We start from the raw sequence: 18795 nt of genomic DNA on the forward strand, positions 1-18795 counted from the left end.
CGACTTGAACCATGGTTGAAGTCAATCCCCTTATTTCTGCTTGCCGGAGCAAAGTAAAGAGCCATCCCGATAGGATGGCCCCGTTCTCAGGAATCGAGCGATTCCGTCCCGGCTTTCTTTTTCTTCCTGTTTTTGTTAACGCGATAGAGCAGGACGGCGAACAGAACCGCAACGGCTGCCAGCAGCAGATAGAGCCGATTGTGATCGGCGGCCGACAGCATGCTGAAGGAGACGGAGGAGAGAAGAAGGCCGTAGGCCATATTGCCGAGGGTCGTGGCGGCAACGAAGTGCGACGTTCGAATGGCGCTTAAACCGGACGCGATATTGATCAAATTCGTAGGCATGAACGGGAAAATCCGGCCGGTTAGCACGAAGACGAAGCCGTTCTTCTCGAGCTTCTCCTGGAATTGCAAGATCTTCGGGCCGGTAAAGGCGTTACGGAACAAATGACGGATCGATAAGAATACCAGGGTGCTTCCGATCACGCTGCAGAAGCAGCCGTACAAATAGCCGATCCAGAACCCGAATAGCGTGATATTGGCGGTAATGACCAGGATGAGCGGGATAAAAGTAAAAATGTTCTGCAGGGTCATCAGGACGAGCATGATCAGCAGCAGGAGGATCAGGTTGTGATGCGCCAGCTCCCGGATCTTCTCCGGAGTGATGTCGTCCACCGTCAAACCGCTGTTTCTTAATAATAAGAATAGGCAAAGAACGAATGCCAGGTAACCAAGCACGCGTATCGTTAATTTGCGTTTATTCATGACGAGCTCCTTCTGTAAGGCTATATGCCTATATTATAACGAATATCTTACTACTAAGAATCATTTTGGTTGTTTTTTTATGTTCTTCGAGACGATTCGCATCTCTTATAGTAGAATGCACTAGTGGAAGATTCGATTGGTTGAAAGGATTGAAGCATCGCATCATGGAAATATCGCGACAGGAGGAACGGCGTCCGGGAGCGGCCAAGATCAGCTTTCCCATCTCGCTGCTCTCGTTAACGGTCGGGGCGTTCGCCATCGGCATGACCGAGTTCGTCATTATGGGAATTCTGCCGAACGTGGCCGAGGATTTGAACGTATCCATCTCCGCCGCCGGACAGCTTATCACGCTATATGCGTTGGGCGTAGCCGTCGGGGCTCCTATTCTCACCTTGCTTACGCAACGGATTCCCCAGAAGAGGCTGCTTATTTTTCTCATGTTATTGTTTATAGCAGGCAACGGGATATCCGTCTTCGCTCCGAATTATGCCGTTCTGATGGGCGCGCGGGTACTCACCGCCCTGACTCACGGAACTTTCTTCGGCGTCGGCGCGGTTATCGCGGCTAATCTGGTCCGTCCCGACAAGCGGGCCGGGGCCGTGTCGATCATGATGGCCGGACTCACCATCGCGAATATTCTCGGGGTGCCGCTTGGCACCTATATCGGGCAGAATATGGGGTGGCGCGCATCCTTCGGAGCGATCGCGTTGATGGGCGTGATCGCGCTGATCGGCGTCGCCATCTTGATACCGCGTCTGCCGCTGGAGAAGGCGATCGGCATTCGGCAGCAGGTGGCGGCGCTCATCCATCCGAAGCTGCTGGTGTTCCTGCTCATCTGCGCGCTGGGCAATGCGGGGCTGTTCGCCGTCTTCACTTACATTACGCCTCTGCTGGTCGATATTACCGGCTTCGCCGAGCACAGCGTCACCTGGATTCTCGTTCTGTTCGGCATCGGCGTTACCGTCGGCAATATCATAGGGGGCAAGCTGGCGGATTGGAAGCTGATGCCTTCGATACTTGGCACGTACGCGGTCATCGTCCTGGCTTTAACGGCATTGACGTTTACGATTCATAGCGAGATCGCCGCCGTCGCGACGATCTTCGTCTGGGGTGCCGGATCCTTCGCCGTCATGCCGGGCCTCCAGGTTCGCATCATGAGCATTGCCAAGGGCGCGCCCGCTCTGGCGTCCACCTCCAGCCACTCCGCGGGCAACCTCGGGAATGCCGTGGGCGCCTTTGTCGGCGGTTGGGTTATCACGCACCTGTCGCTTGCGTCGCTGCCTTGGGTAGGGGCGGTCTTGGTCGGATTGGCTCTGGCCGTCGGAGCGGGGAGCATGCTGTCGGAGCGTCGGGGATAAGGGCAAAGGGGCTTCGGAGAGCAGGCGCTTAAGGAAAAGAGGGACATCAAAATGAAGGATATCGTTATTCGCCCGGCCCGTCGGGAGGACCGAACGATGCTGGCGGAACTCCGGGCCGTCGTGCTTCGCGACGATCTCACGAGGCTCGGCCGGTATGACGAGGAAAGAGTCCGCCAGCGATTTTACCAGTCCTACGATCCCGAGTATACCTGGATAATGGAGACGGATGACGCCGAATTCGTTGGCTGCGTCGCCCTCAAGCCGGATGCCGACGACGGATTGTTGTTGGAGCATTTCTACATTCATCCGAGCCATCAAGGCCGCGGGATTGGAAGTTGGGCGTTAACAACGCTGCTCTCGCAATCGGAGGTTCAAGGAAAACGAGTGTCCCTCAACGTTCTGCAGGGAAGTCCTGCGCAGCGGCTGTATGAACGGTTCGGGTTCAAGGTCGACCGCGAGGATCCGGTTGACGTATTCATGTCTTTGACTCTTGAATAAGGGTTCCTGCTCGATTCGAATGTATGCGATTTTTCAAGTTTATTTGGAGTAACATGACGAAAATCAGAGATTATATTCGAAAAATCGCATAGATTCGGAGGGCAACTCCAAAAACCGGTAAATGTATATGATAATTCATATACAATGGGTGAATTAGCCGATGGATAAGGAAATAAATATGAAAATTCGAATACAATGGCCACCTTCGCTCTCACCCGCCTCTTCACAACAACTTAAAAAGCCGCCAATGGCGGCTTTTTTTTTAATCGGCTCCGAACACTCTCTTGGCTACCGACAGCGCGGAAGCGGCGCGAGGCCATCCCGCATAGAAAGCCAGGTGCGTGATCGCCTCCGCCAATTCCTCCGGCTTCAGCCCGTTCTCCACGGCTAACTTCAGGTGATACGGGAGCTGCTCCGCAGCTGTTCAGAAGAGGGTGGGATGCTCAACTGACCGGAGCCGGACGGATCTTCGCCGGGGAAGTGGATCGCCTGATCGAGCATTGGAACGGAGTGGCCGAGCTTGCGCGCGGATTGCAGCTCGACGAAGTGGGGAGCTTGCGCGTCGGAGCTATCGAATCCTGCATGGAGAGCGCGATTGCCGGATCCGTGCGTCGATTCCAGCAACGGAAGCCGCGCGTGGCCTGCCAGATCGTAACGGGGAATACCGACCAGTTGGCGCATTCTCTGCTCGGCGACGAACTCGACTTCGCCGTGTGCGGCGAGCCGCCGGAATCGTCCGGCTTTTACTTCGAGCCGCTTTATCGCGAGCATACGATACTCGTCGCGGACCATAATCATCCGCTGGCTCGAAGAGACTCCGTGAACTTCGAGGAGATTCTGGGCTATCCGGTTACGGCAGGGGGCCGAACTTGCTTGTACCATATGCAGTTCGCCAAGCATCTTGCCCGGTATAAGGAATCGCCTCTCCTGCTGAATACGGTCAATCGGATCTCGTCCATTCCTTATTTTATCCGAGGGACGCTTGCCGTCGGCGTCGTGCTGGAATCCACTCCGTTGATTCCCGAGGTCGCAAGACTGAATGTCCGGCTGGATCTACCCCGCATTCCGGTCGGCTTCCTGCAGGCCCGCAAGCAAATCTTCGCCGCCGAATCGTCCGCGCGGCTGCTTCAACGGATTATTCAGGAGGATCTAGGACAGGAAGGGCGAGTGGGGGCGGGATAGTCCTGCCGTCCCGCCTCCATGGGGATCTATCTAATCCTATGCCAATTCAGTATGGATTCTTAAAGCGAAGGCCCTTCATCAGGCGCCTTCGCTTTTTGTTACAGCTAGTAATAAATATTTCTCTATACTGTGTTGATCATATACTGTTTACGTAATATACTGTATCTGCGAGTTACAGTTTATGGCGTATACAGTAAAGGAGTGGGTTCTCATGACAACCGCATCCCCCGCATCGGCCGGATTGGCCGGCCGCAAAGAATGGATCGCGCTTTGCATCCTATGTCTCCCGCTGATGGTCGTATCCATGGACGTCTCCGTCCTGTTCTTCGCGGCTCCATCCATTGCCGCGGATCTGCAGCCAACGGCCGTTCAACAATTATGGATCTTCGACATTTATGGCTTCATCCTTGCCGGTCTGCTGCTGACGATGGGCGCCGCAGGCGACCGAATCGGACGACGGCGCCTTCTCATGATCGGGTCGGTCGGCTTTGCCCTCTGTTCCTTATTCGCGGCATATGCCCATTCTTCCGGCGCCCTGATCCTGGCGCGCGGCATGATGGGAGTAGCGGGCTCAACCCTTATGCCGTCGACGTTGGCTCTCGTTCGCACGATGTTCCAAGACCAAGCGCAACGGACCAAAGCGATGTCGATATGGAGCGCCGTCATGGCCAGCGGCGTCACCGTCGGACCGATTATCGGCGGCCTGCTTCTGGACTCCTTCTCCTGGGGATCCGTGTTTCTCATCAATATCCCGGCAATGGCGCTGCTGCTTCTCATTGCGCCGTTTCTGCTGCCGGAGTCCCGCAGCGCCGTACCTAGCCGAATCGATATTCTTAGCTCGCTCCTCGCGCTTGCCGCCATTCTTCCCGTCACTTACGGCGTCAAGACAATCGCGGAGGATGGCTGGAAGGCGACTCCCGCCGTTCTGCTCGCAGCAGGCCTGCTCGTCGGAGTCGGGTTCGTCCGGCGCCAGGCGACCATCCCCAACCCTCTGATCGACGTCCGCGCTCTGAGAGATCGGCGGACCGGGGGATCGATCCTCATCAACTTCATCGCCATGTTCGCGCTTATGGCGAGTGCGTTGATGAATACCCAATTCCTCCAATCGGTTCTCGGGTATTCCCCGTTCGTCGCCTCCCTCTGGAGCGTGCTGCCTTCGGTCGCCGTCGGGGCCGCGGCGCCGCTTGCCGCCAAGCTGTCGCTAACGCTCGGGAGACCGCGCGTGATGGCTGGAGGCTTGCTCTTGTCGGCGATCGGCTTCGGCATTCTGACCCAGGTCCGCACGGACAGCTTCTCTCCTCTGGCCATCGTGCTCATCGGGGCCGGATTGGTCGCGGCGGGAATCGTATCCGTCATGACCCTGGTCACCGATTATGTCATTGGGGTCGCGCCGGCTGACCGCGCGGGCGCCGTCGGAGGTCTCCTTGAGACTTCAAGCGAGCTGGGGGGCTCCTTCGGCATCGCGCTTCTAGGCTGCGTTCTCGCAGCCGTTTATCGCCATGCCGTCTCTTCTCATCTCCCGGCAGGGCTCGCGCCGGATGCTGCCCGCGCGGCAGAGCAGACCATTGCCGGAGCGTCAGCCGCCGCTAGGCATCTGCCTTCCGAAGCCGCGTCGCAGGTGATAGACGCTTCAAGAGAAGCCTTCCTGTCCGCCATGCATGTCACCTGTCTCGTCTCGGGCGTCATCCTGCTGCTGGCGACGGCAACGACCCTCGCGCTGCTCCGCGATAAGCAAACAACGATTAAAGCCGCTGCTTAACCTTATGACATAAATAAGAAAGGCTGCTCCAAGGCAATCATCCTTGGCAGCAGCCTTTCTTGCGTTGGCGAAGCGGCTCCGGCTCTAACGGTCCGTTCCGCCGCTTCGCTTGCGATTCACGTATTGCTCGATGCCGTCCAGAATTCGCTCCAGCCCGAAGTCCACGTCATTGCCGACGGGATTGTCGTTGGCGTTCTCTTCGGTATAGGCGCCGGACATGACGATCGGGTGCAGGTTCGGGTATTGCTCCGGCTTAACGAGAACCCGCAGCGCGTCCGTGTACGAGAGCCCGCCGAATTCCTTCTCGCTGGAGCCGGCCTGAATGGCGCGTTCCATGTCCCTCTGAATGAGGCCGCAGGAACGGGCGTAGCTGCTCATAAGGAGAACGAAAGACATCTTCTCGTAATCGTTCAGCGGCAGCTCCCGCAGGGGCCGAAGCGCCCAGTCCACCATGCGGAGAGTGTTAGGCGAAATGGGAACGCTGAAGATCGGAATGTCTCCGTACCACGGATGAAGGCGGAACACCTCGATCGTGCCCATCACATATTCGCGCAAGCCCTCCCGCCATTCCTGCGGAGGCCTCTCCGGAGGGAACGGGATATTGCACACCGCATCCTGCATGAGAATCAACAGGTCATCCTTGCTTGGGATATAGCGATAGAGGGACATCGCCGTGAAGCCGAGCTCCGTGGCGATCCGGTTCATCGAGACGGCGCCAAGCCCGCCTTGGTCCGCGATCTCGATCGCCTTCTTCACGATCTGGTCGATGCTCATCTCTCTCTTGGGTCCGCGCTGCGGCGGCTTCACCAGTCCCCAGCCGAGCGCCGCGCCGGCGGGAAGCATCTTCGCCGCTTCTTCCGGCGTAATCTCGTGGTTGCTCATTTCGTCTCCCCCATGTATCCTCTGCCTCGATTAAAGTGTTTATCGTGTAAACAGTATATCATATTTGCGCAAACAAAAGGCGCCCTCCCGGGCGCCTATGAGAGACGATAATTCGAATCCATGGGCTATCTGCCAGTCGCTTCACGCCTTGGCCAAAGTCGAGCTCGACGGTCGGGAACGGCTATACTCACTTTGCGAAGACATGGTTGCCGATCCGGACCGTGACGGGCCGGCTTCGCACCCAAGCGTTGTCCGTCTTGTCCGGATTGTAGAAGACGACCGCTCCCAACCCCGGATCGGAGCCGCTTAGCGCGTCTTGCACGGCATTCATCGTCTCCCGGGTCGGCGAGACGGAATAGATCCGCTTGTCCAATACCGGCGAGTACTGGTAGTAAGAGATGCCGTTATAGGTGTCCACTTGGAAAATCGTATCGATAATCGAATCCGGCCATTCGGGGCTGTCGACCCGGTTCAGGATCGAAGCGGCCACCGCGACCTTGCCGGCATAGCTCTCGCCTCCGGCTTCCGCTTCCGTGAGCCGATACAGCCAATTCAGCTCTTCGCTTGATGCTTGATGGGCCGTCGATTGCACAACGAGATTGCCTTCTGCCGAGGAGATGGTTGCCGATCGCGTTCGGGTGTCGTATCCTACGCTTAACCCGATTTTGCGGGCGGTATAGGCTAGGGGCACATAAGCGGATCCATTAATAATGGTCGTGCGCGTATCCAAGAAGTCGCGCTTCCAAGCCGTTTCTCCGGCGCGTTGGTAATCGGTGTGGCGTTCGCCGACGGGGAACCCCATGACGAGCGAGTCCGTGCTAAGCACCGCGGAGCGGTAGGACGCGCTCCAACTGACCGAGGCGTTCAATTGGCGGAAGAAAGATGCAGGCACGAGCTGCAGTCCATTCTGCGTAATGGCTGTCGTCACGACCCGCTGGCCGTCGACGTAAACCGTCGTGCCGCCGATCGACTGAGCCGAGGCTCCTTGGGGCGGCCAAGCAAGGATAATCGCGGCTAATAGCGTCAATGATGTCAATGATAGAGTCCAACGTCTGCCGAACACGATATTCCCCCTTCCACTCGTACCATCATACGACAAGATAGCCGGCCGCTCAGGTGGAAGATTGAGGATAATGAGAGCGGACGCTAGGCGTCAATCGCTTGGGAGGCTCGGTTTTATCCATAATAATAGAGAGATGGAGCAAGTCCTTTCTGATAAGAATGAGTATATTTTAATGAGAATAGAGGGGTGTAAATTATGAAAACGAGAGGGATCGCAATCGCGGGAGTCGCGGCTCTGGCCTTGCTGGCCGGATGCAGCAAGGAAGAGGAGAACCAACCGGCGGCTCCGTCCATAGCAACCGCGGCTCCTACTCCAACCGCGACGGCTACCGTCACGCCGGCAGGGGCTAAGATAGAGCTTAGCCTGCTGGAGAACGCGTTCGGATTCGCGAACGAGTCGGGGGATCGGCTGATTGCCCTGCAGGACGGCGAAGGAGTCAAGCTTGCGGACCCGGAACGATTCGCGGAAGCCATCGGCCATAACGGGGAGAAGGTAGAGATCGAGCTCGTCGGATGGCAGGATGCCAACGATCAGGATACGAACAGGCAGACGATGTACAACTTCGACAATATGGCCGGCTACGTCTACCGGGCGAAGGATGGCAAGCTGATTCCGAATAAGTCGTATCTGCTGGTTAAGGATGGAGTCGTCGGAGAGCGTTCTTTAACCGAATTGAAGAGTACGATAGACGAACAATCTTCGTCCGGAGATTATCTTCCGGTCGATGCCGGTACCATCGCCCGAATCGAGGCGATAAAGAAGCGGAAGATCGCGCAGAGCCGGTTGCTGTCCGAATCGGATAAGGAGAAGGTAGCCTTATTCGTGTTCGAGCGGCAAGGGGACGACATGCTGGCCAGCATCGCTTATGTAAGCGGGGATAAGGTTCTGTTCAAGGATTTTCCCGCGGTCTATCAAGAGAACGGGACCTGGAGAGTCGACGGCGCGGACGACCCCGGCCTATTCGAAGTGCTGTTCCTCGCCCATTCGGATGAGGGCGTGCTATTGGGAATGTCGTGGGGAGCCCCCGAAGGCGAGAATCTGTTCGTTCTAAGGGAAGCGGACGGCAAGCTCCAGGATACCGATCTGCAGAACGGAAGGTACTGGGCTCCCGTTTAACGATCCTCGCCGGACGCTTCGGCGGCAATATCCTCGGCCTCTTAAGAAGGAGATGTAGAAAATGGCGCGAGTCTTATTTATTAACGGCGGTTCAGAGGGACATATCAATCCGACGGTCGGCGTCGTGCAGGAGCTGGTCTCGCGCGGAGAAGAGGTCGTGTACTTCTGCATAGAAGCCTTCCGCGAGAGGATGGAGAAGGCGGGGGCCATCGTACGAACCTTCGACGGGCAGGAATTCATCAAGGCGTTTATCGCCGGAGGGAGAACGTACGTCCTCGAGAGAGTCAACGGCCTGCTGCTGACGGCGGATGTCGTGATTCCGAGCGTTCTGGCACAGATAGAAGGGGAGCGCTTCGATTACGTCATCCACGATTCCATGTTCGGCTGCGGGAGAATGATCGCCCAGCTCCTGAAGCTGCCTGCCATCAGCTCCTGTTCCTCTTTTGCGCAGACGGAAGTATCCTTCAATGGCTTGATGGAATCGTTCCGCGCGGAGGTTCCGGCGGAGATCGCTGAGCCTATTCTCGACCGATTCCATAGCCTGAAGGCGGAGGCGGTGGGAAAATACAACGTGGAGATAAGCTCCCCATACGAGGTGTTCTGCAATCCGGCGCCGCTCACGATCGTGTATACGACAAGGGAGTTCCAACCGGAAGGGGAAGCGTTCGACCCGTCCTACAAGTTTGTCGGTCCCTCCCTCTCCGAACGATCGACGACGGAGGACTTCGATCTCGCGGCAATCGATGGGAAGAACCCCATCTACATCTCGCTCGGCACGGTCTTTAACCAAGCCGCCGACTTCTATAAGCTATGCTTCGAAGCTTTGGGGAACACGGAGGAGACAGTCGTTCTGTCTATCGGAGACAAGGTCCGGCTGTCCGACCTCGGGGCGGTTCCGGCCAACTTCGTCGTTCGCGGCTACGTTCCGCAGATGGAGGTTCTAGAACGCGCCAAGCTTTTTATTACGCATGGAGGAATGAACAGCGCCCATGAGGGACTCTCTCATGGCGTTCCGCTGATCGTTATCCCGCAGAGCGCGGATCAGCCGCTCGTCGCCGGGCAAGTCGCTCGGGTCGGAGCGGGCATAACCTTGCCCATGCAAGGGCTGACGGCAAGCCAATTGCGCGAAGCTGCCGACCATGTGCTGAGCCAACCCTCGTTCAAAAAGGCCGCCGAGAAGATGAGGGGCTCCCTCCGGGAAGCGGGCGGGGCGCGCCGTGCGGTTGACGAGATTCTAGAGGGTATCGGACGAAGCCATGGAGGTTCCTAAGACTGAGATAGCATGGAGGATGCGCGCATGGAGAGAACGATCGTGGACAAGCTCAACCTGAACAAGTTCAAGAAGATCGCCGTATTGAATAGGCCCGAGGAGGAAGACAGCTTATCGGGATTAGCGGATCCTGATACCGAGCTGAAGGACGGCCCGTACGATCTGATTTTTGCTTATGTGTTCGATATGGAATCGCTGCGGGACCTCGTCCATAACGTCATTGACCGCAACGATCTGAGCCAAGGCGGCTACCTGTACGCGGCTTATCCGAAGAAGGGGAATAAAGCCTACCCGACCTATATTCATCGGGACAGCCTCTTCGAAGGGGTAGGAGCAGACGAGGATGGCTATATCGGAACGAGCAGCCTGAAGTTTGCGCGAATGGTGGGCCTGAACGAGGTGTTCACCGTTGTCGGCTTCAAATCGGAGAAGCGGGCGGGGAAAGAGAAGGAATCATCCTCCAAGCCTAGCCAGCGCGTGGGCGATTATCTCTCGATGATCCCGGACGTGGAGCGCGATTTGTCCGACAACCCGGAGACGTTGGCCTTCTATCGATCCTTGACGCCCGGCTACCGGAAGGATTGGGCTCGTTACGTATACAGCGCCGTGCAGGAGCAGACCCGGGAGAAACGGCGGGAAGAGATGAAGGCCATTCTGGGCCAAGGATATAAGAGTTTGGATAGCTACCGGAGAGAGAACCCTTAAGATCTTATCGGACAGAACAAGCCCGATTAGCCGTATACCGAGCTAACCGGGCTTGCTGCCGTGAACGTTAACGCTTATCTGCCGTTATAATCGGGAATCGCCTCGTAGAAGAGACGGTCGAATAGTTCATTCTCGTCCGTCGACGAGTCGAGGATGCCGAGCTCCTTCTGATTCTTAATGAAGAACTTGGCGCTGTCTTGAGCCGCCTTCACGCCGGGCTTCCAAGTGTAACTTGCCAGAAGCGCTTGGTTCGTTGCGACATCCGCCGACACGTACTTCTTGTTCGTCTCGATCTCCGCCGCTCCTTGCGGGTTGTTGCCCACCCACTCGGCCGCTTTGAGAAGCGCCCGAGTGATCGCGGCGGCCTTCTCCGGATCCTCCTCCGCTACCTTGCCGCTGATGACGGAGTAGCAGCAGTAACCGGACATGAACGGGTCGTCGTGCGCCGTATTAAGCAGACTCACGTAGTTCTTCTCGTCGATCGCTTGTTGGCCGGCCGGATCCCAGACGATGAAGGCTTGGATCTCTCCCTTGTCCGCGGCCGTAGACAGCTGCTGCGCCGGGTAAGCGCGCCATTGCACATCTTTCTCCGGATCGAGGCCATTCTCCTTAAGAGCAATGGACAACGTGATTTGCGGTCCGCCGCCGATGACGTCGACGCCGACGGTCTTGCCCTTCAGCTCTTTAATGGACGTTATGCCGGAACTGCTCGGCGTGACGAGCTGAATGCAGCCCGCGTGCAGGCCGCCGGTCAGCTTGACGTCTAGGCCCTGTTCGATGGGCTTGAACCAGGCGAAGTTGCCGACCGTGGCGTCCACCTTGCCGGAAGAGATCCCCGATTTAAGCGTCTCGAAGTCCTGTTGAACAAGCTCGACATCTAGCCCTTCCTCCTTGAAGAAGCCTTGCTCGATGGCCGTATAGATCGGGGCTTCGCAAGTTCCCCCCGCATAAGCGAAGGTAACCTTCTGAAGAGGCTTGTTCGTCTTCGCCGTCGTTGCGGTTCCCGTCGCAGGGGTGCCGGAAGCGTCACCTCCGGCCGCCTCTTCATTGTTCTTCTTGCTGCCGCAGCCGGACATCAGGCTGATCGCCGTCACGACCGCTATGGACGTTAACCAAATTTTTTTCTTGGCATAGTTGTTCTTCATTTTTCCATCCTCCATCTCGAATCCTTCGCGATCAGGGCGCAACCTCGAAATCGAAGCCTGCCATGGTCATTTGTCCTGTTTCCTTCGGCGTGATATGCGCGATGACATAATAAGTGCCTTCTTCGGAGAATTGACCCTTCAATAAGTAATTGCCTTTGCCGTCCGCTTTCGCGGGCATCTGGGCGTGGCTGTTCGAGCTCGCATCCTTAGGCCATAGCTCGAGGATGACGGCCGCCTCCTTGACGGGGGCGCCCCCCTTCGTGACTTCTACCTTCAGCTCCGCGCTCTCGTTCTGCTTAAGCGTCTCCGGATAGGTGGAGAAGGCGATGCCATACCGGTCTTCCTCCGCGCCTCCGCTGCCGGAAGAGGCCCCGGATCCGGCACGGGAACCGGATGAGCACGCGGAGAGCAGCAACAATGCCGTTAGCGTCGCCGGTATCATCCAAGCGACGAACGAACCGCGACGAACGTTCCCCTCTCTCCTCCTCATAGGCTGTATTCCGGCTGCGGGCTCTCCGGGACGAGCTGCAGCGATTCCAGAATGCGCGACCGGTACTCGAAGAAGGAGCCGCCGTTTCTCGCCCGAGGGCGCGGCAGATCGATGCGAACGACCTCTTTGATCTGAGCCGGCCGCGGGGTCATGATGACGACCCGGTCGCTCAGGTAGACCGCCTCGTCGATATCGTGCGTAACGAAGATCATCGTCGTTCCGCGCTCCTGCCAGATCCGAAGGATCTCGTCCTGAAGATTCATCCGGGTGAACGCGTCCAGCGCGCCGAGCGGTTCATCCAACAGAAGCACCTTCGGATGATTGACCAGCGCGCGGGCGAGAGCCGCCCGCTGCGCCATCCCGCCGGATAGCTGATGCGGGTAGGAGCGCTCGAAGCCCTTCAGGCCGACGAGCTCGATGAACCGATCCACCTCCTCTCGCCGCTCCTTCAGAACCCCGCGAGCCTCCAGTCCCGTGGCCACGTTGCTCCAGATCGTTTTCCAAGGGAACAAGGTCGGATCCTGGAAGACGAGCCCGCGCGAATAATGGGAGTCCCTTATGGCCTCGCCATCGAGCCGAATCTCGCCGGACGTCGGGTGATCCAGTCCGGTCACGAGCCGAAGCAGCGTCGACTTCCCGCAGCCGCTCGGCCCGATAAGGGAGATGAACTCGCCCGGGCGAATATCCAGGTTGACGCTGCCCAGCGCGACGACCTCGCTGCCGTGATCCGCGAAGACGTGCGATACGTTATCGATGGCGATGTGTCCGCCTTCTGCGGCCGTTACCATTTGATCAGTCCTTTCTGCCAGGTCAGCACGCGATCGCGCAGTTTGAAGAGCAGCGTCATGACGGTCGAGAACAGCACCGCCATGATGAGCAGCGCGGCGTACACCTTGTAATACTCCGCCCAGCCCTGCGCCCAAGAAATATAGAAGCCGAGGCCGGCCTTCACGCCGAGCATCTCCGCGACGACCAGCGTGACGAAGGACGTTCCCAATCCCATGAACAACCCGATGAAGATCAGAGGGAGCGCCGCGGGGACCGCTACCTTGAACACGAGATAGCGTTCGCCGGCGCCCAGCGTCTTGGCGACCTCGAAGTACGACTTGTTCACGCTGGAGACGCCCGACCAGGTCATGACCGAGACCGGGAACCATGTGCCCAGCGCGATCAGGAAGATGCTGGCCGTGAAGCTGGACGGGAAGACGAGCAAGACAACCGGGATCCATGCCGTTGCGGGCAGCGGGCCGATGAACCGAAGGAACGGGTTGATCCAGTACTGGAACTGTCTATACCAGCCCATCAGAATGCCGGTGACGAGACCGCAGAAAGTGCCGATCAAGTAGCCGAGCACAAGCAAGCGCAACGAGTAGAGGGTGCAGATAAGCAGCTTGTGGCGATCGTTGATGAGCGCGTCCGCGATCTTGACCGGCGATGGGAAGTAGGGGAGCGGAAGCGAATTCAGCTTCAAGGTGAACAGCTCCCAGACTCCGACGATCAGAATGATCAAGGCGGTGACCGGAGCCTGGCTCCGAATCCGCCGGAAGGCGCCCTCCCATGCGAAGGCGGAGACAGCCCATAACAGGTAGAAGCCGAGCGCGATAAGGATCAGGTAACCGTATTGCGCGGCGTGAGCCACCGGCTGCTTATTCGGCAGCAGATCGTGGAGCAGCAGAGCGGTTAGCAACAGCGCGGATGGAAGCAGAATGACGACGGCCGACAGCGGGCGAATCCGGTTTCTTCTTCCGCTTCGCCCGGAAGGCGCCGTTAGGGAGAGCGTGTCGGTGGTTATCTCCATGAGGCAGGGAAGTTCTCCTTTCGTTCCGTACGAGACGGGGTCATAAAAAAGGAGATCATCCCGATAAAGTCGGGCTGATCTCCGGTGGTCCGGTGGACAGTTATTCATCTGGCGACGCCGATAGGCCAACCTATTCGAACAAGTCTGTCGAGAGATACCTTAATCCCGTATCGGGCAGGATCGTGACAATCCGCTTTCCCTTGTTCTCCGGACGCTTAGCCAGCTCGGTCGCTGCCCAGATGGCCGCTCCGGAGGAGGTGCCGACCAGAATTCCGTCCGACTTGGCTACCTTCCTTGCCGCTTCATAGGCTTGGCTGGTCTCTACCTCGATATACTCGTCGATCACATGCGTATGAACGTTGGCGGGTGTTCTCGCTTCTCCCGCGTCGGAGAAGCGGTGCACCCCCGTGATCTCGACGATATCCGGATTCGCCGGCGTGGCGATGGAGGCCTTCGCCGGCTCGACGCCGACAATCCGGATATTCGGGTTCCGGGACTTCAAGAAGGCGCCCGCGCCGCTCACGGTTCCGCCGGTCCCGATCGTCGCGACGAAGATATCGACCTGGCCATCGGTGTCTTCCCAGATCTCCGGTCCGGTCGTCTCCAGGTGCACCTTGGGATTCGAGGCGTTATCCAACTGGTTCAAGAACAAGACGTTCTCTTCCTTGTCGACGACGACCTCCTTGAAGACATTGACGATCTCCACGAAGTCGCCTTCCGTTCGCTCGATGGCTTCCACGACCTCCGGCACAACCGAGAAAGGATAGATCTCCGCGCCATATGCCCGGACGACCTTGGTCCGCTCTTCGCTGACGTTGTCTTGGATGTAAATCTTAAGCTTATACCCTTTGGCCGCGGCGATGGCCGCCAGTCCGATGCCGGTATTGCCGCTCGTCGTCTCGATAATCGTGACGCCCTCCTTGAGCTGGCCGCTTCGTTCGGCGGCTTCGATCATCGCTTTGGCGATTCGATCCTTGACGCTGCTCGCGGGATTCAGGTATTCGAGCTTCGCGACGATCTCCGCCTCCAATTGGTTTGCCTTCGCGTAATTGACAAGCTCCAATAAGGGCGTCTTGCCGACCAGCTCGGTAATGGATTTCTTAATCTTGCCCGATGTAGATACGCGGCTCATCCGAATCTCTCCTTGGTCTTTGAATTCCATACTTGCTAATTCATATCGGTTTAATGGAATTTTATAGCCTCATTTACCAGATGTCTACCAATCGGGTTAAAGATTTTTATGAAGTTCTAATAACAAATTCCTATTGGACATTTTGGAAATATTTTTCTATATTTTCATCTTTGGACAACGATTCTGCTTGCACCTTACGTTACGTCATCTTTTATAATCAAATTACCGGTAAACAGTTAGCGCTAACGAAGGGGTATCTATGAAGCGACTTTGGAAGGTAGGAGACCTCGCCCGCCTTACGGGGCTCACCGTTCGAACGCTGCGATTCTACGATCAGATCGGCCTGTTCTCGCCGTCCGGGCAGACGGAATCCGGCCATCGGCTTTACGACGAGTCCGATCTGTCGCGCCTGCAGCAGATCCTATCGCTCAAGGAGCTGGGCTTGTCCCTGGAAGAGGTAAGGTCCGCATTGGCGGATAAGCAGTTCAGCCCGCTCGAGATCGTCCAGCTGCAGATGGGCAAGGTCAAAGAGCAGATCGGGCTGCAGCAACGGCTGCTTGAACAGCTGCAGCATGCGTCAAGGCTTATGCAAGGGAAAGAGTCATTAGGCGTCGAAGACTTTACCCAGCTCCTGCAAGCCATGAAGCGAAGCCATGAGAAGCTGGTCATCGAGCGGAAGGCAAGCTGGGAACGCCGTCTGGACGTGCTGGGCGATTTTCTTGCGGAAGAGGAAGAAGGAACGTAATCAGAGGAGGAAATTCCGTGACCGAACGATTCGTTAAGCATGCCACTTTTGTCGTTGAACGTACTTATGCCGCAGCGCCGGCGAAAGTCTATCAGGCCTGGGCCGATCCAACTGCCAAAGCCAGATGGTTCTCCAAGCCCGACTCCTTCGAGTTCCGGGTCGGCGGGCGCGAGTATAGCAGGGGAGGCCCGCCAGAGGGGCCGGTCTTCACTTTCGACGCGTGCTACCAAGAGATCGTTCCGGAGGAGCGCATCGTCTACACCTACACCCTAGACTCGGATACTACGAGAATCTCCGTTTCGACCGCAACCGTAGAGCTCATCCCGGTCGAAGGCGGCACGAAGCTGATATTCACGGAGCAAGGAGCGTTCTTTGACGGCCACGATACGCCGGAGATTCGCGAGCATGGAACGAACGAGATGCTGGATGCCTTGAGCAAGATACTCTAAAGGAGGATTCCGATGACGGCTATCTTGGGCGACAACGAAGTGATATCTTCGCGCCGGTTCGATTTTCCCCGTGACATAGTCTTTCAAGCTTGGACAAACCCCGAGCAGCTAGCCCGCTGGTGGGGGCCGAAGGGGTTCACCAATACGTTCCAAGAGTACGATCTGAAGCCGGGCGGCAATTGGCGGTTCGTCATGCACGGCCCGAACGGAGCGGATTATCCCAACCATATCGTCTTTGAGGAGATTCTGCCGCCGGAGCGGATCGTGCTTCGCCACCTATCGGCGCCGGAGTTTCAGGTGACGGCCATCTTCGATGAGCAAGAGGGAGGAACTAGACTCACCTTCCGCCAGCTCTTCAAGAAGGCGAGGGACTTCGAGCTGATGAAGTCTATGTGCGTCGAAGGGAATGAGCAGAACTTCGACCGGCTGCAGGATCTTTTGGCTGAAATGTAGGGATAGCGCGTAAGAAAATCAATGCCTTCCTCGTCTAAGATATAGAGAAAGCAACGGGGGGATTGTCCATGTCGGAGAGAACGGTTCTGCAGAAGCTTGGGGATGACGCAAGACCGCTATACGAGAGATTCTGGGAGATCATCGGCCCTTACCAGAATGAGCTTTGGGGCTATTGCAGGAAGCTGGCCGGCAATCCGTGGGATGGCGAAGATTTGTATCAGGACACCTTGCTAAAGATGTTCACTTCTCTGTCTTCGCTCTCCCATAGAGAGCAGCCGATTCACCCTCGGGCCTTCCTATTCCGGGTCGCGACCAACCATTGGATCGATATCAACCGCAAGCGGAGAATGCCTACGGAGGAATGGACGGACGGGCCGGCTTCTGATTCTGATTCCTTGAGTGATGTGGATATGAGCTTGGAAGTGCGGGAAGCATTCGAGACGTTGCTGGCTTCCCTCCCTCCAAGGCAGGCGGTTATCCTCGTCCTGATGGACTCCTTGCAATTCACGGCTCGCGAAGCGGCCGAAATCTTGGGGACAACGGAAGGAGCCATTCACGCCGCGTTGTTCCGTGCAAGGGAGAGTCTTCGTAAGCTGGCCGCGAATGGCACGGCGAGGGTTGAGCCGCATTACTTGTCTTCTCCTAGGCCGGATCCGAGCCTCGTCGATCGTTATGTCTCCTGTTTCAACCGCCGCGACTTCCAAGGAATTGCGAATTTGTTGGCTGAGAATGCCGTTTACAGCTTTGTCGCTCAAGCGAGCAAGGAGTACGGCAAGGGTGTCATCATGCAAGCATCCCATAACCCCAGCCATTATGAACGGGCCGATCTGCAAGCTTTTGTCATGGAGCTATGGGGCAGACAAGCAGTGATTTTCTGCCGAACGACGCAAGAAGGGACTCCGGAGGCTTTAAACGAAATCATGGCGGCGGAGACGGAAGACGGCCACATCATAAGCTTGAACGGTTATTACTTCTGCCCTCAGTTTATGGAAGCCGCCGCGGCGCAGTTAGGGCTTCCAAGAGAGGAAGAATCATGCTAGCAGCCCCTTTTTGAAACGGCAAGGGGAACGAACCGTATCCTAATAAGGACGCTGGCGGCATACTATCGGAAAACGGCATTCGAGGTGAGTTCATTGTTCTATGCGATTCTGATCTTTGTCGTTCTGCTCGATCAGGCTGCCAAGCTGTGGGTTCGGATGAATATGGAGGTAGGACAGTCGATTCCGATGTGGGATGGATTCCAACTGACTTTCTTCCAGAATTCCGGCGCCATGGCGAGCAGCTTCGAGGGCTATGGGAGATGGTTCGTGATTCCCGCCGTTCTGGTCGTCGCATGGGCGGTTTATTCGGTTCATAAAGGCTTGATGAAGGGGTTCCTGCTGAAGCTGGGAGCGGCTTTATTCGCCGGCGGCGCCATCGGGAATGCCATCGACCGCGTTTACTTCGGCTGGGTGACCGACTTCCTGGACTTCGGCAGGGGCATCTCCAACTTCGCGGATCACGCGATCACTGTCGGAGTGGTGCTCATGCTGTTGGATGGTTTGATCATAAGCCCGATCAGGAAAAAAAGAGCGGAGAAGCTGTGTTACGGAGCGCGGTAAAAGAAGGGGTGGTCTCGGAAGCTCGCGACGACGAGACACGCCCCGAGTCACGAATGTATTCGATTTGTCGAATATAATTCTCTGGCTATCGGCAATTTGGGTTGATGTATATGAAATATCGTATATATCTCCGGACATTTTGGGCAAGTCGTCCACTTATATATGATTTTTCGAATATAATCTCTGTTTTTCAGTAGTATGCGCCGTTTATACTCGAAAAATCATATCTATTCGAAAAGAAACCTAAAACACTTCGAACGAACCGAAACTAATAAGGAGCTGCCCATAAGTCGCCTGACTTGTGAGGCAGCTCCTGTTTCTATCTGGGCTTAATTGGTAGAATAGAGAGGCAATTGTTAACCGAAGGAGAGGGGGAGTCGATAGT

20 protein-coding genes and 1 pseudogene are annotated in these 18795 nt (G+C 56.8%); 12 read left to right on the top strand and 9 right to left on the bottom strand.

The window, feature by feature from the left end:
* Positions 1-86: 86 nt before the first annotated feature.
* Complete coding sequence (locus ELR57_RS00940; protein ID WP_126956327.1) at positions 87-764, bottom strand: TVP38/TMEM64 family protein; 678 nt, start codon at positions 762-764, stop codon at positions 87-89.
* A gap of 164 nt (positions 765-928) precedes the next feature.
* On the opposite strand from ELR57_RS00940, the gene ELR57_RS00945 reads away from it, so the two are divergent.
* Together ELR57_RS00945 and ELR57_RS00950 are read left to right on the top strand one after the other, a co-directional pair.
* Entirely contained in the window at positions 929-2122 is a 1194-nt protein-coding gene (locus ELR57_RS00945) for an MFS transporter (RefSeq protein ID WP_126956329.1), read from the top strand.
* Between the two features lie 51 nt (positions 2123-2173).
* Positions 2174-2620 carry a GNAT family N-acetyltransferase gene (locus ELR57_RS00950; RefSeq protein ID WP_126956331.1) on the top strand — a complete coding sequence of 149 codons (447 nt, stop codon included), beginning with the start codon at positions 2174-2176 and terminating at the stop codon, positions 2618-2620.
* Positions 2621-2882: 262 nt separating this feature from the next.
* Here the strand turns inward: ELR57_RS00950 and ELR57_RS00955 are convergent.
* A pseudogene (locus ELR57_RS00955) lies at positions 2883-3032 on the bottom strand (carboxymuconolactone decarboxylase family protein); the annotation flags it as partial.
* A 68-nt stretch (positions 3033-3100) separates the two neighbouring features.
* Between ELR57_RS00955 and ELR57_RS00960 the strand changes: the two are divergent.
* Positions 3101-3802 carry a substrate-binding domain-containing protein gene (locus tag ELR57_RS00960; protein ID WP_238162361.1) on the top strand — a complete coding sequence of 234 codons (702 nt, stop codon included), beginning with the start codon at positions 3101-3103 and terminating at the stop codon, positions 3800-3802.
* Positions 3803-4013: 211 nt separating this feature from the next.
* Positions 4014-5561 carry an MFS transporter gene (locus ELR57_RS00965; RefSeq protein WP_158629888.1) on the top strand — a complete coding sequence of 516 codons (1548 nt, stop codon included), beginning with the start codon at positions 4014-4016 and terminating at the stop codon, positions 5559-5561.
* Between the two features lie 84 nt (positions 5562-5645).
* Here ELR57_RS00965 and ELR57_RS00970 read toward each other — a convergent pair whose 3' ends face one another.
* Entirely contained in the window at positions 5646-6443 is a 798-nt protein-coding gene (locus ELR57_RS00970; protein WP_126956337.1) for a TetR/AcrR family transcriptional regulator, read from the bottom strand.
* 187 nt (positions 6444-6630) lie between these two features.
* Positions 6631-7506 carry a cell wall hydrolase gene (locus tag ELR57_RS00975; RefSeq protein ID WP_126956339.1) on the bottom strand — a complete coding sequence of 292 codons (876 nt, stop codon included), beginning with the start codon at positions 7504-7506 and terminating at the stop codon, positions 6631-6633.
* Between the two features lie 195 nt (positions 7507-7701).
* On the opposite strand from ELR57_RS00975, the gene ELR57_RS00980 reads away from it, so the two are divergent.
* From ELR57_RS00980 to ELR57_RS00990, 3 genes are all read left to right on the top strand, one after another.
* Entirely contained in the window at positions 7702-8622 is a 921-nt protein-coding gene (locus ELR57_RS00980) for a hypothetical protein (protein ID WP_126956341.1), read from the top strand.
* A gap of 61 nt (positions 8623-8683) precedes the next feature.
* On the top strand, positions 8684-9892 hold the full coding sequence (locus ELR57_RS00985; protein WP_126956343.1) for a macrolide family glycosyltransferase: 1209 nt from the start codon (positions 8684-8686) through the stop codon (positions 9890-9892).
* Positions 9893-9919: 27 nt separating this feature from the next.
* On the top strand, positions 9920-10597 hold the full coding sequence (locus tag ELR57_RS00990; RefSeq protein WP_126956345.1) for a YdeI/OmpD-associated family protein: 678 nt from the start codon (positions 9920-9922) through the stop codon (positions 10595-10597).
* A gap of 74 nt (positions 10598-10671) precedes the next feature.
* Here ELR57_RS00990 and ELR57_RS00995 read toward each other — a convergent pair whose 3' ends face one another.
* From ELR57_RS00995 to ELR57_RS01015, 5 genes are all read right to left on the bottom strand, one after another.
* A complete protein-coding gene (locus tag ELR57_RS00995) occupies positions 10672-11742 on the bottom strand; it encodes an ABC transporter substrate-binding protein (protein WP_158629889.1) in 1071 nt (356 codons plus the stop codon).
* Positions 11743-11773: 31 nt separating this feature from the next.
* Positions 11774-12232 carry a FixH family protein gene (locus tag ELR57_RS01000; RefSeq protein ID WP_126956349.1) on the bottom strand — a complete coding sequence of 153 codons (459 nt, stop codon included), beginning with the start codon at positions 12230-12232 and terminating at the stop codon, positions 11774-11776.
* Positions 12229-13020, bottom strand: coding sequence for an ABC transporter ATP-binding protein (locus ELR57_RS01005; RefSeq protein WP_126956350.1), 792 nt, complete (start codon positions 13018-13020; stop codon positions 12229-12231). The genes ELR57_RS01000 and ELR57_RS01005 overlap by 4 nt, the downstream gene beginning before the upstream one ends.
* Positions 13014-14030, bottom strand: a complete 1017-nt coding sequence (locus ELR57_RS01010; protein ID WP_158629890.1) for an ABC transporter permease — start codon at positions 14028-14030, stop codon at positions 13014-13016. Before ELR57_RS01010 ends, ELR57_RS01005 begins: the two co-directional genes overlap by 7 nt.
* Before the next feature lie 130 nt (positions 14031-14160).
* Positions 14161-15162 carry a PLP-dependent cysteine synthase family protein gene (locus ELR57_RS01015; RefSeq protein ID WP_126956354.1) on the bottom strand — a complete coding sequence of 334 codons (1002 nt, stop codon included), beginning with the start codon at positions 15160-15162 and terminating at the stop codon, positions 14161-14163.
* 259 nt (positions 15163-15421) lie between these two features.
* Between ELR57_RS01015 and ELR57_RS01020 the strand changes: the two genes are divergently transcribed.
* The 5 genes from ELR57_RS01020 (at position 15422) to lspA (ending at position 18410) form a co-directional block, all read left to right on the top strand.
* On the top strand, positions 15422-15907 hold the full coding sequence (locus ELR57_RS01020; protein ID WP_126956356.1) for a MerR family transcriptional regulator: 486 nt from the start codon (positions 15422-15424) through the stop codon (positions 15905-15907).
* 17 nt (positions 15908-15924) lie between these two features.
* Positions 15925-16356, top strand: coding sequence for an SRPBCC family protein (locus ELR57_RS01025; RefSeq protein WP_126956358.1), 432 nt, complete (start codon positions 15925-15927; stop codon positions 16354-16356).
* Between the two features lie 12 nt (positions 16357-16368).
* Positions 16369-16809: an SRPBCC family protein gene (locus ELR57_RS01030; RefSeq protein ID WP_126956360.1), complete on the top strand. Its 441-nt coding sequence runs from the start codon at positions 16369-16371 to the stop codon at positions 16807-16809.
* 68 nt (positions 16810-16877) lie between these two features.
* Positions 16878-17849 carry an RNA polymerase sigma factor gene (locus ELR57_RS01035; RefSeq protein ID WP_126956362.1) on the top strand — a complete coding sequence of 324 codons (972 nt, stop codon included), beginning with the start codon at positions 16878-16880 and terminating at the stop codon, positions 17847-17849.
* 84 nt (positions 17850-17933) lie between these two features.
* Entirely contained in the window at positions 17934-18410 is a 477-nt protein-coding gene (lspA, locus tag ELR57_RS01040) for a signal peptidase II (protein WP_238162362.1), read from the top strand.
* Positions 18411-18795: the final 385 nt, after the last annotated feature.

The organism is Cohnella sp. AR92 (assembly GCF_003990975.1).
Taxonomy (GTDB): domain Bacteria; phylum Bacillota; class Bacilli; order Paenibacillales; family Paenibacillaceae; genus Cohnella.

What these genes read in the sequence shown, in the direction of transcription:
- ELR57_RS01010 (WP_158629890.1), bottom strand. Translation starts at nt 14,030, where the DNA reads ATGGAGATAACCACCGACACGCTCTCCCTAACGGCGCCTTCCGGGCGA.
- ELR57_RS00990 (WP_126956345.1), top strand. Translation starts at nt 9,920, where the DNA reads ATGGAGAGAACGATCGTGGACAAGCTCAACCTGAACAAGTTCAAGAAG.
- ELR57_RS01020 (WP_126956356.1), top strand. Translation starts at nt 15,422, where the DNA reads ATGAAGCGACTTTGGAAGGTAGGAGACCTCGCCCGCCTTACGGGGCTC.
- ELR57_RS01035 (WP_126956362.1), top strand. Translation starts at nt 16,878, where the DNA reads ATGTCGGAGAGAACGGTTCTGCAGAAGCTTGGGGATGACGCAAGACCG.
- ELR57_RS00980 (WP_126956341.1), top strand. Translation starts at nt 7,702, where the DNA reads ATGAAAACGAGAGGGATCGCAATCGCGGGAGTCGCGGCTCTGGCCTTG.
- ELR57_RS01005 (WP_126956350.1), bottom strand. Translation starts at nt 13,020, where the DNA reads ATGGTAACGGCCGCAGAAGGCGGACACATCGCCATCGATAACGTATCG.
- ELR57_RS00970 (WP_126956337.1), bottom strand. Translation starts at nt 6,443, where the DNA reads ATGAGCAACCACGAGATTACGCCGGAAGAAGCGGCGAAGATGCTTCCC.
- ELR57_RS00985 (WP_126956343.1), top strand. Translation starts at nt 8,684, where the DNA reads ATGGCGCGAGTCTTATTTATTAACGGCGGTTCAGAGGGACATATCAAT.
- ELR57_RS00940 (WP_126956327.1), bottom strand. Translation starts at nt 764, where the DNA reads ATGAATAAACGCAAATTAACGATACGCGTGCTTGGTTACCTGGCATTC.
- ELR57_RS00945 (WP_126956329.1), top strand. Translation starts at nt 929, where the DNA reads ATGGAAATATCGCGACAGGAGGAACGGCGTCCGGGAGCGGCCAAGATC.
- ELR57_RS00965 (WP_158629888.1), top strand. Translation starts at nt 4,014, where the DNA reads ATGACAACCGCATCCCCCGCATCGGCCGGATTGGCCGGCCGCAAAGAA.
- ELR57_RS00995 (WP_158629889.1), bottom strand. Translation starts at nt 11,742, where the DNA reads ATGAAGAACAACTATGCCAAGAAAAAAATTTGGTTAACGTCCATAGCG.
- ELR57_RS01000 (WP_126956349.1), bottom strand. Translation starts at nt 12,232, where the DNA reads ATGAGGAGGAGAGAGGGGAACGTTCGTCGCGGTTCGTTCGTCGCTTGG.
- ELR57_RS01015 (WP_126956354.1), bottom strand. Translation starts at nt 15,162, where the DNA reads ATGAGCCGCGTATCTACATCGGGCAAGATTAAGAAATCCATTACCGAG.
- ELR57_RS00950 (WP_126956331.1), top strand. Translation starts at nt 2,174, where the DNA reads ATGAAGGATATCGTTATTCGCCCGGCCCGTCGGGAGGACCGAACGATG.
- ELR57_RS01030 (WP_126956360.1), top strand. Translation starts at nt 16,369, where the DNA reads ATGACGGCTATCTTGGGCGACAACGAAGTGATATCTTCGCGCCGGTTC.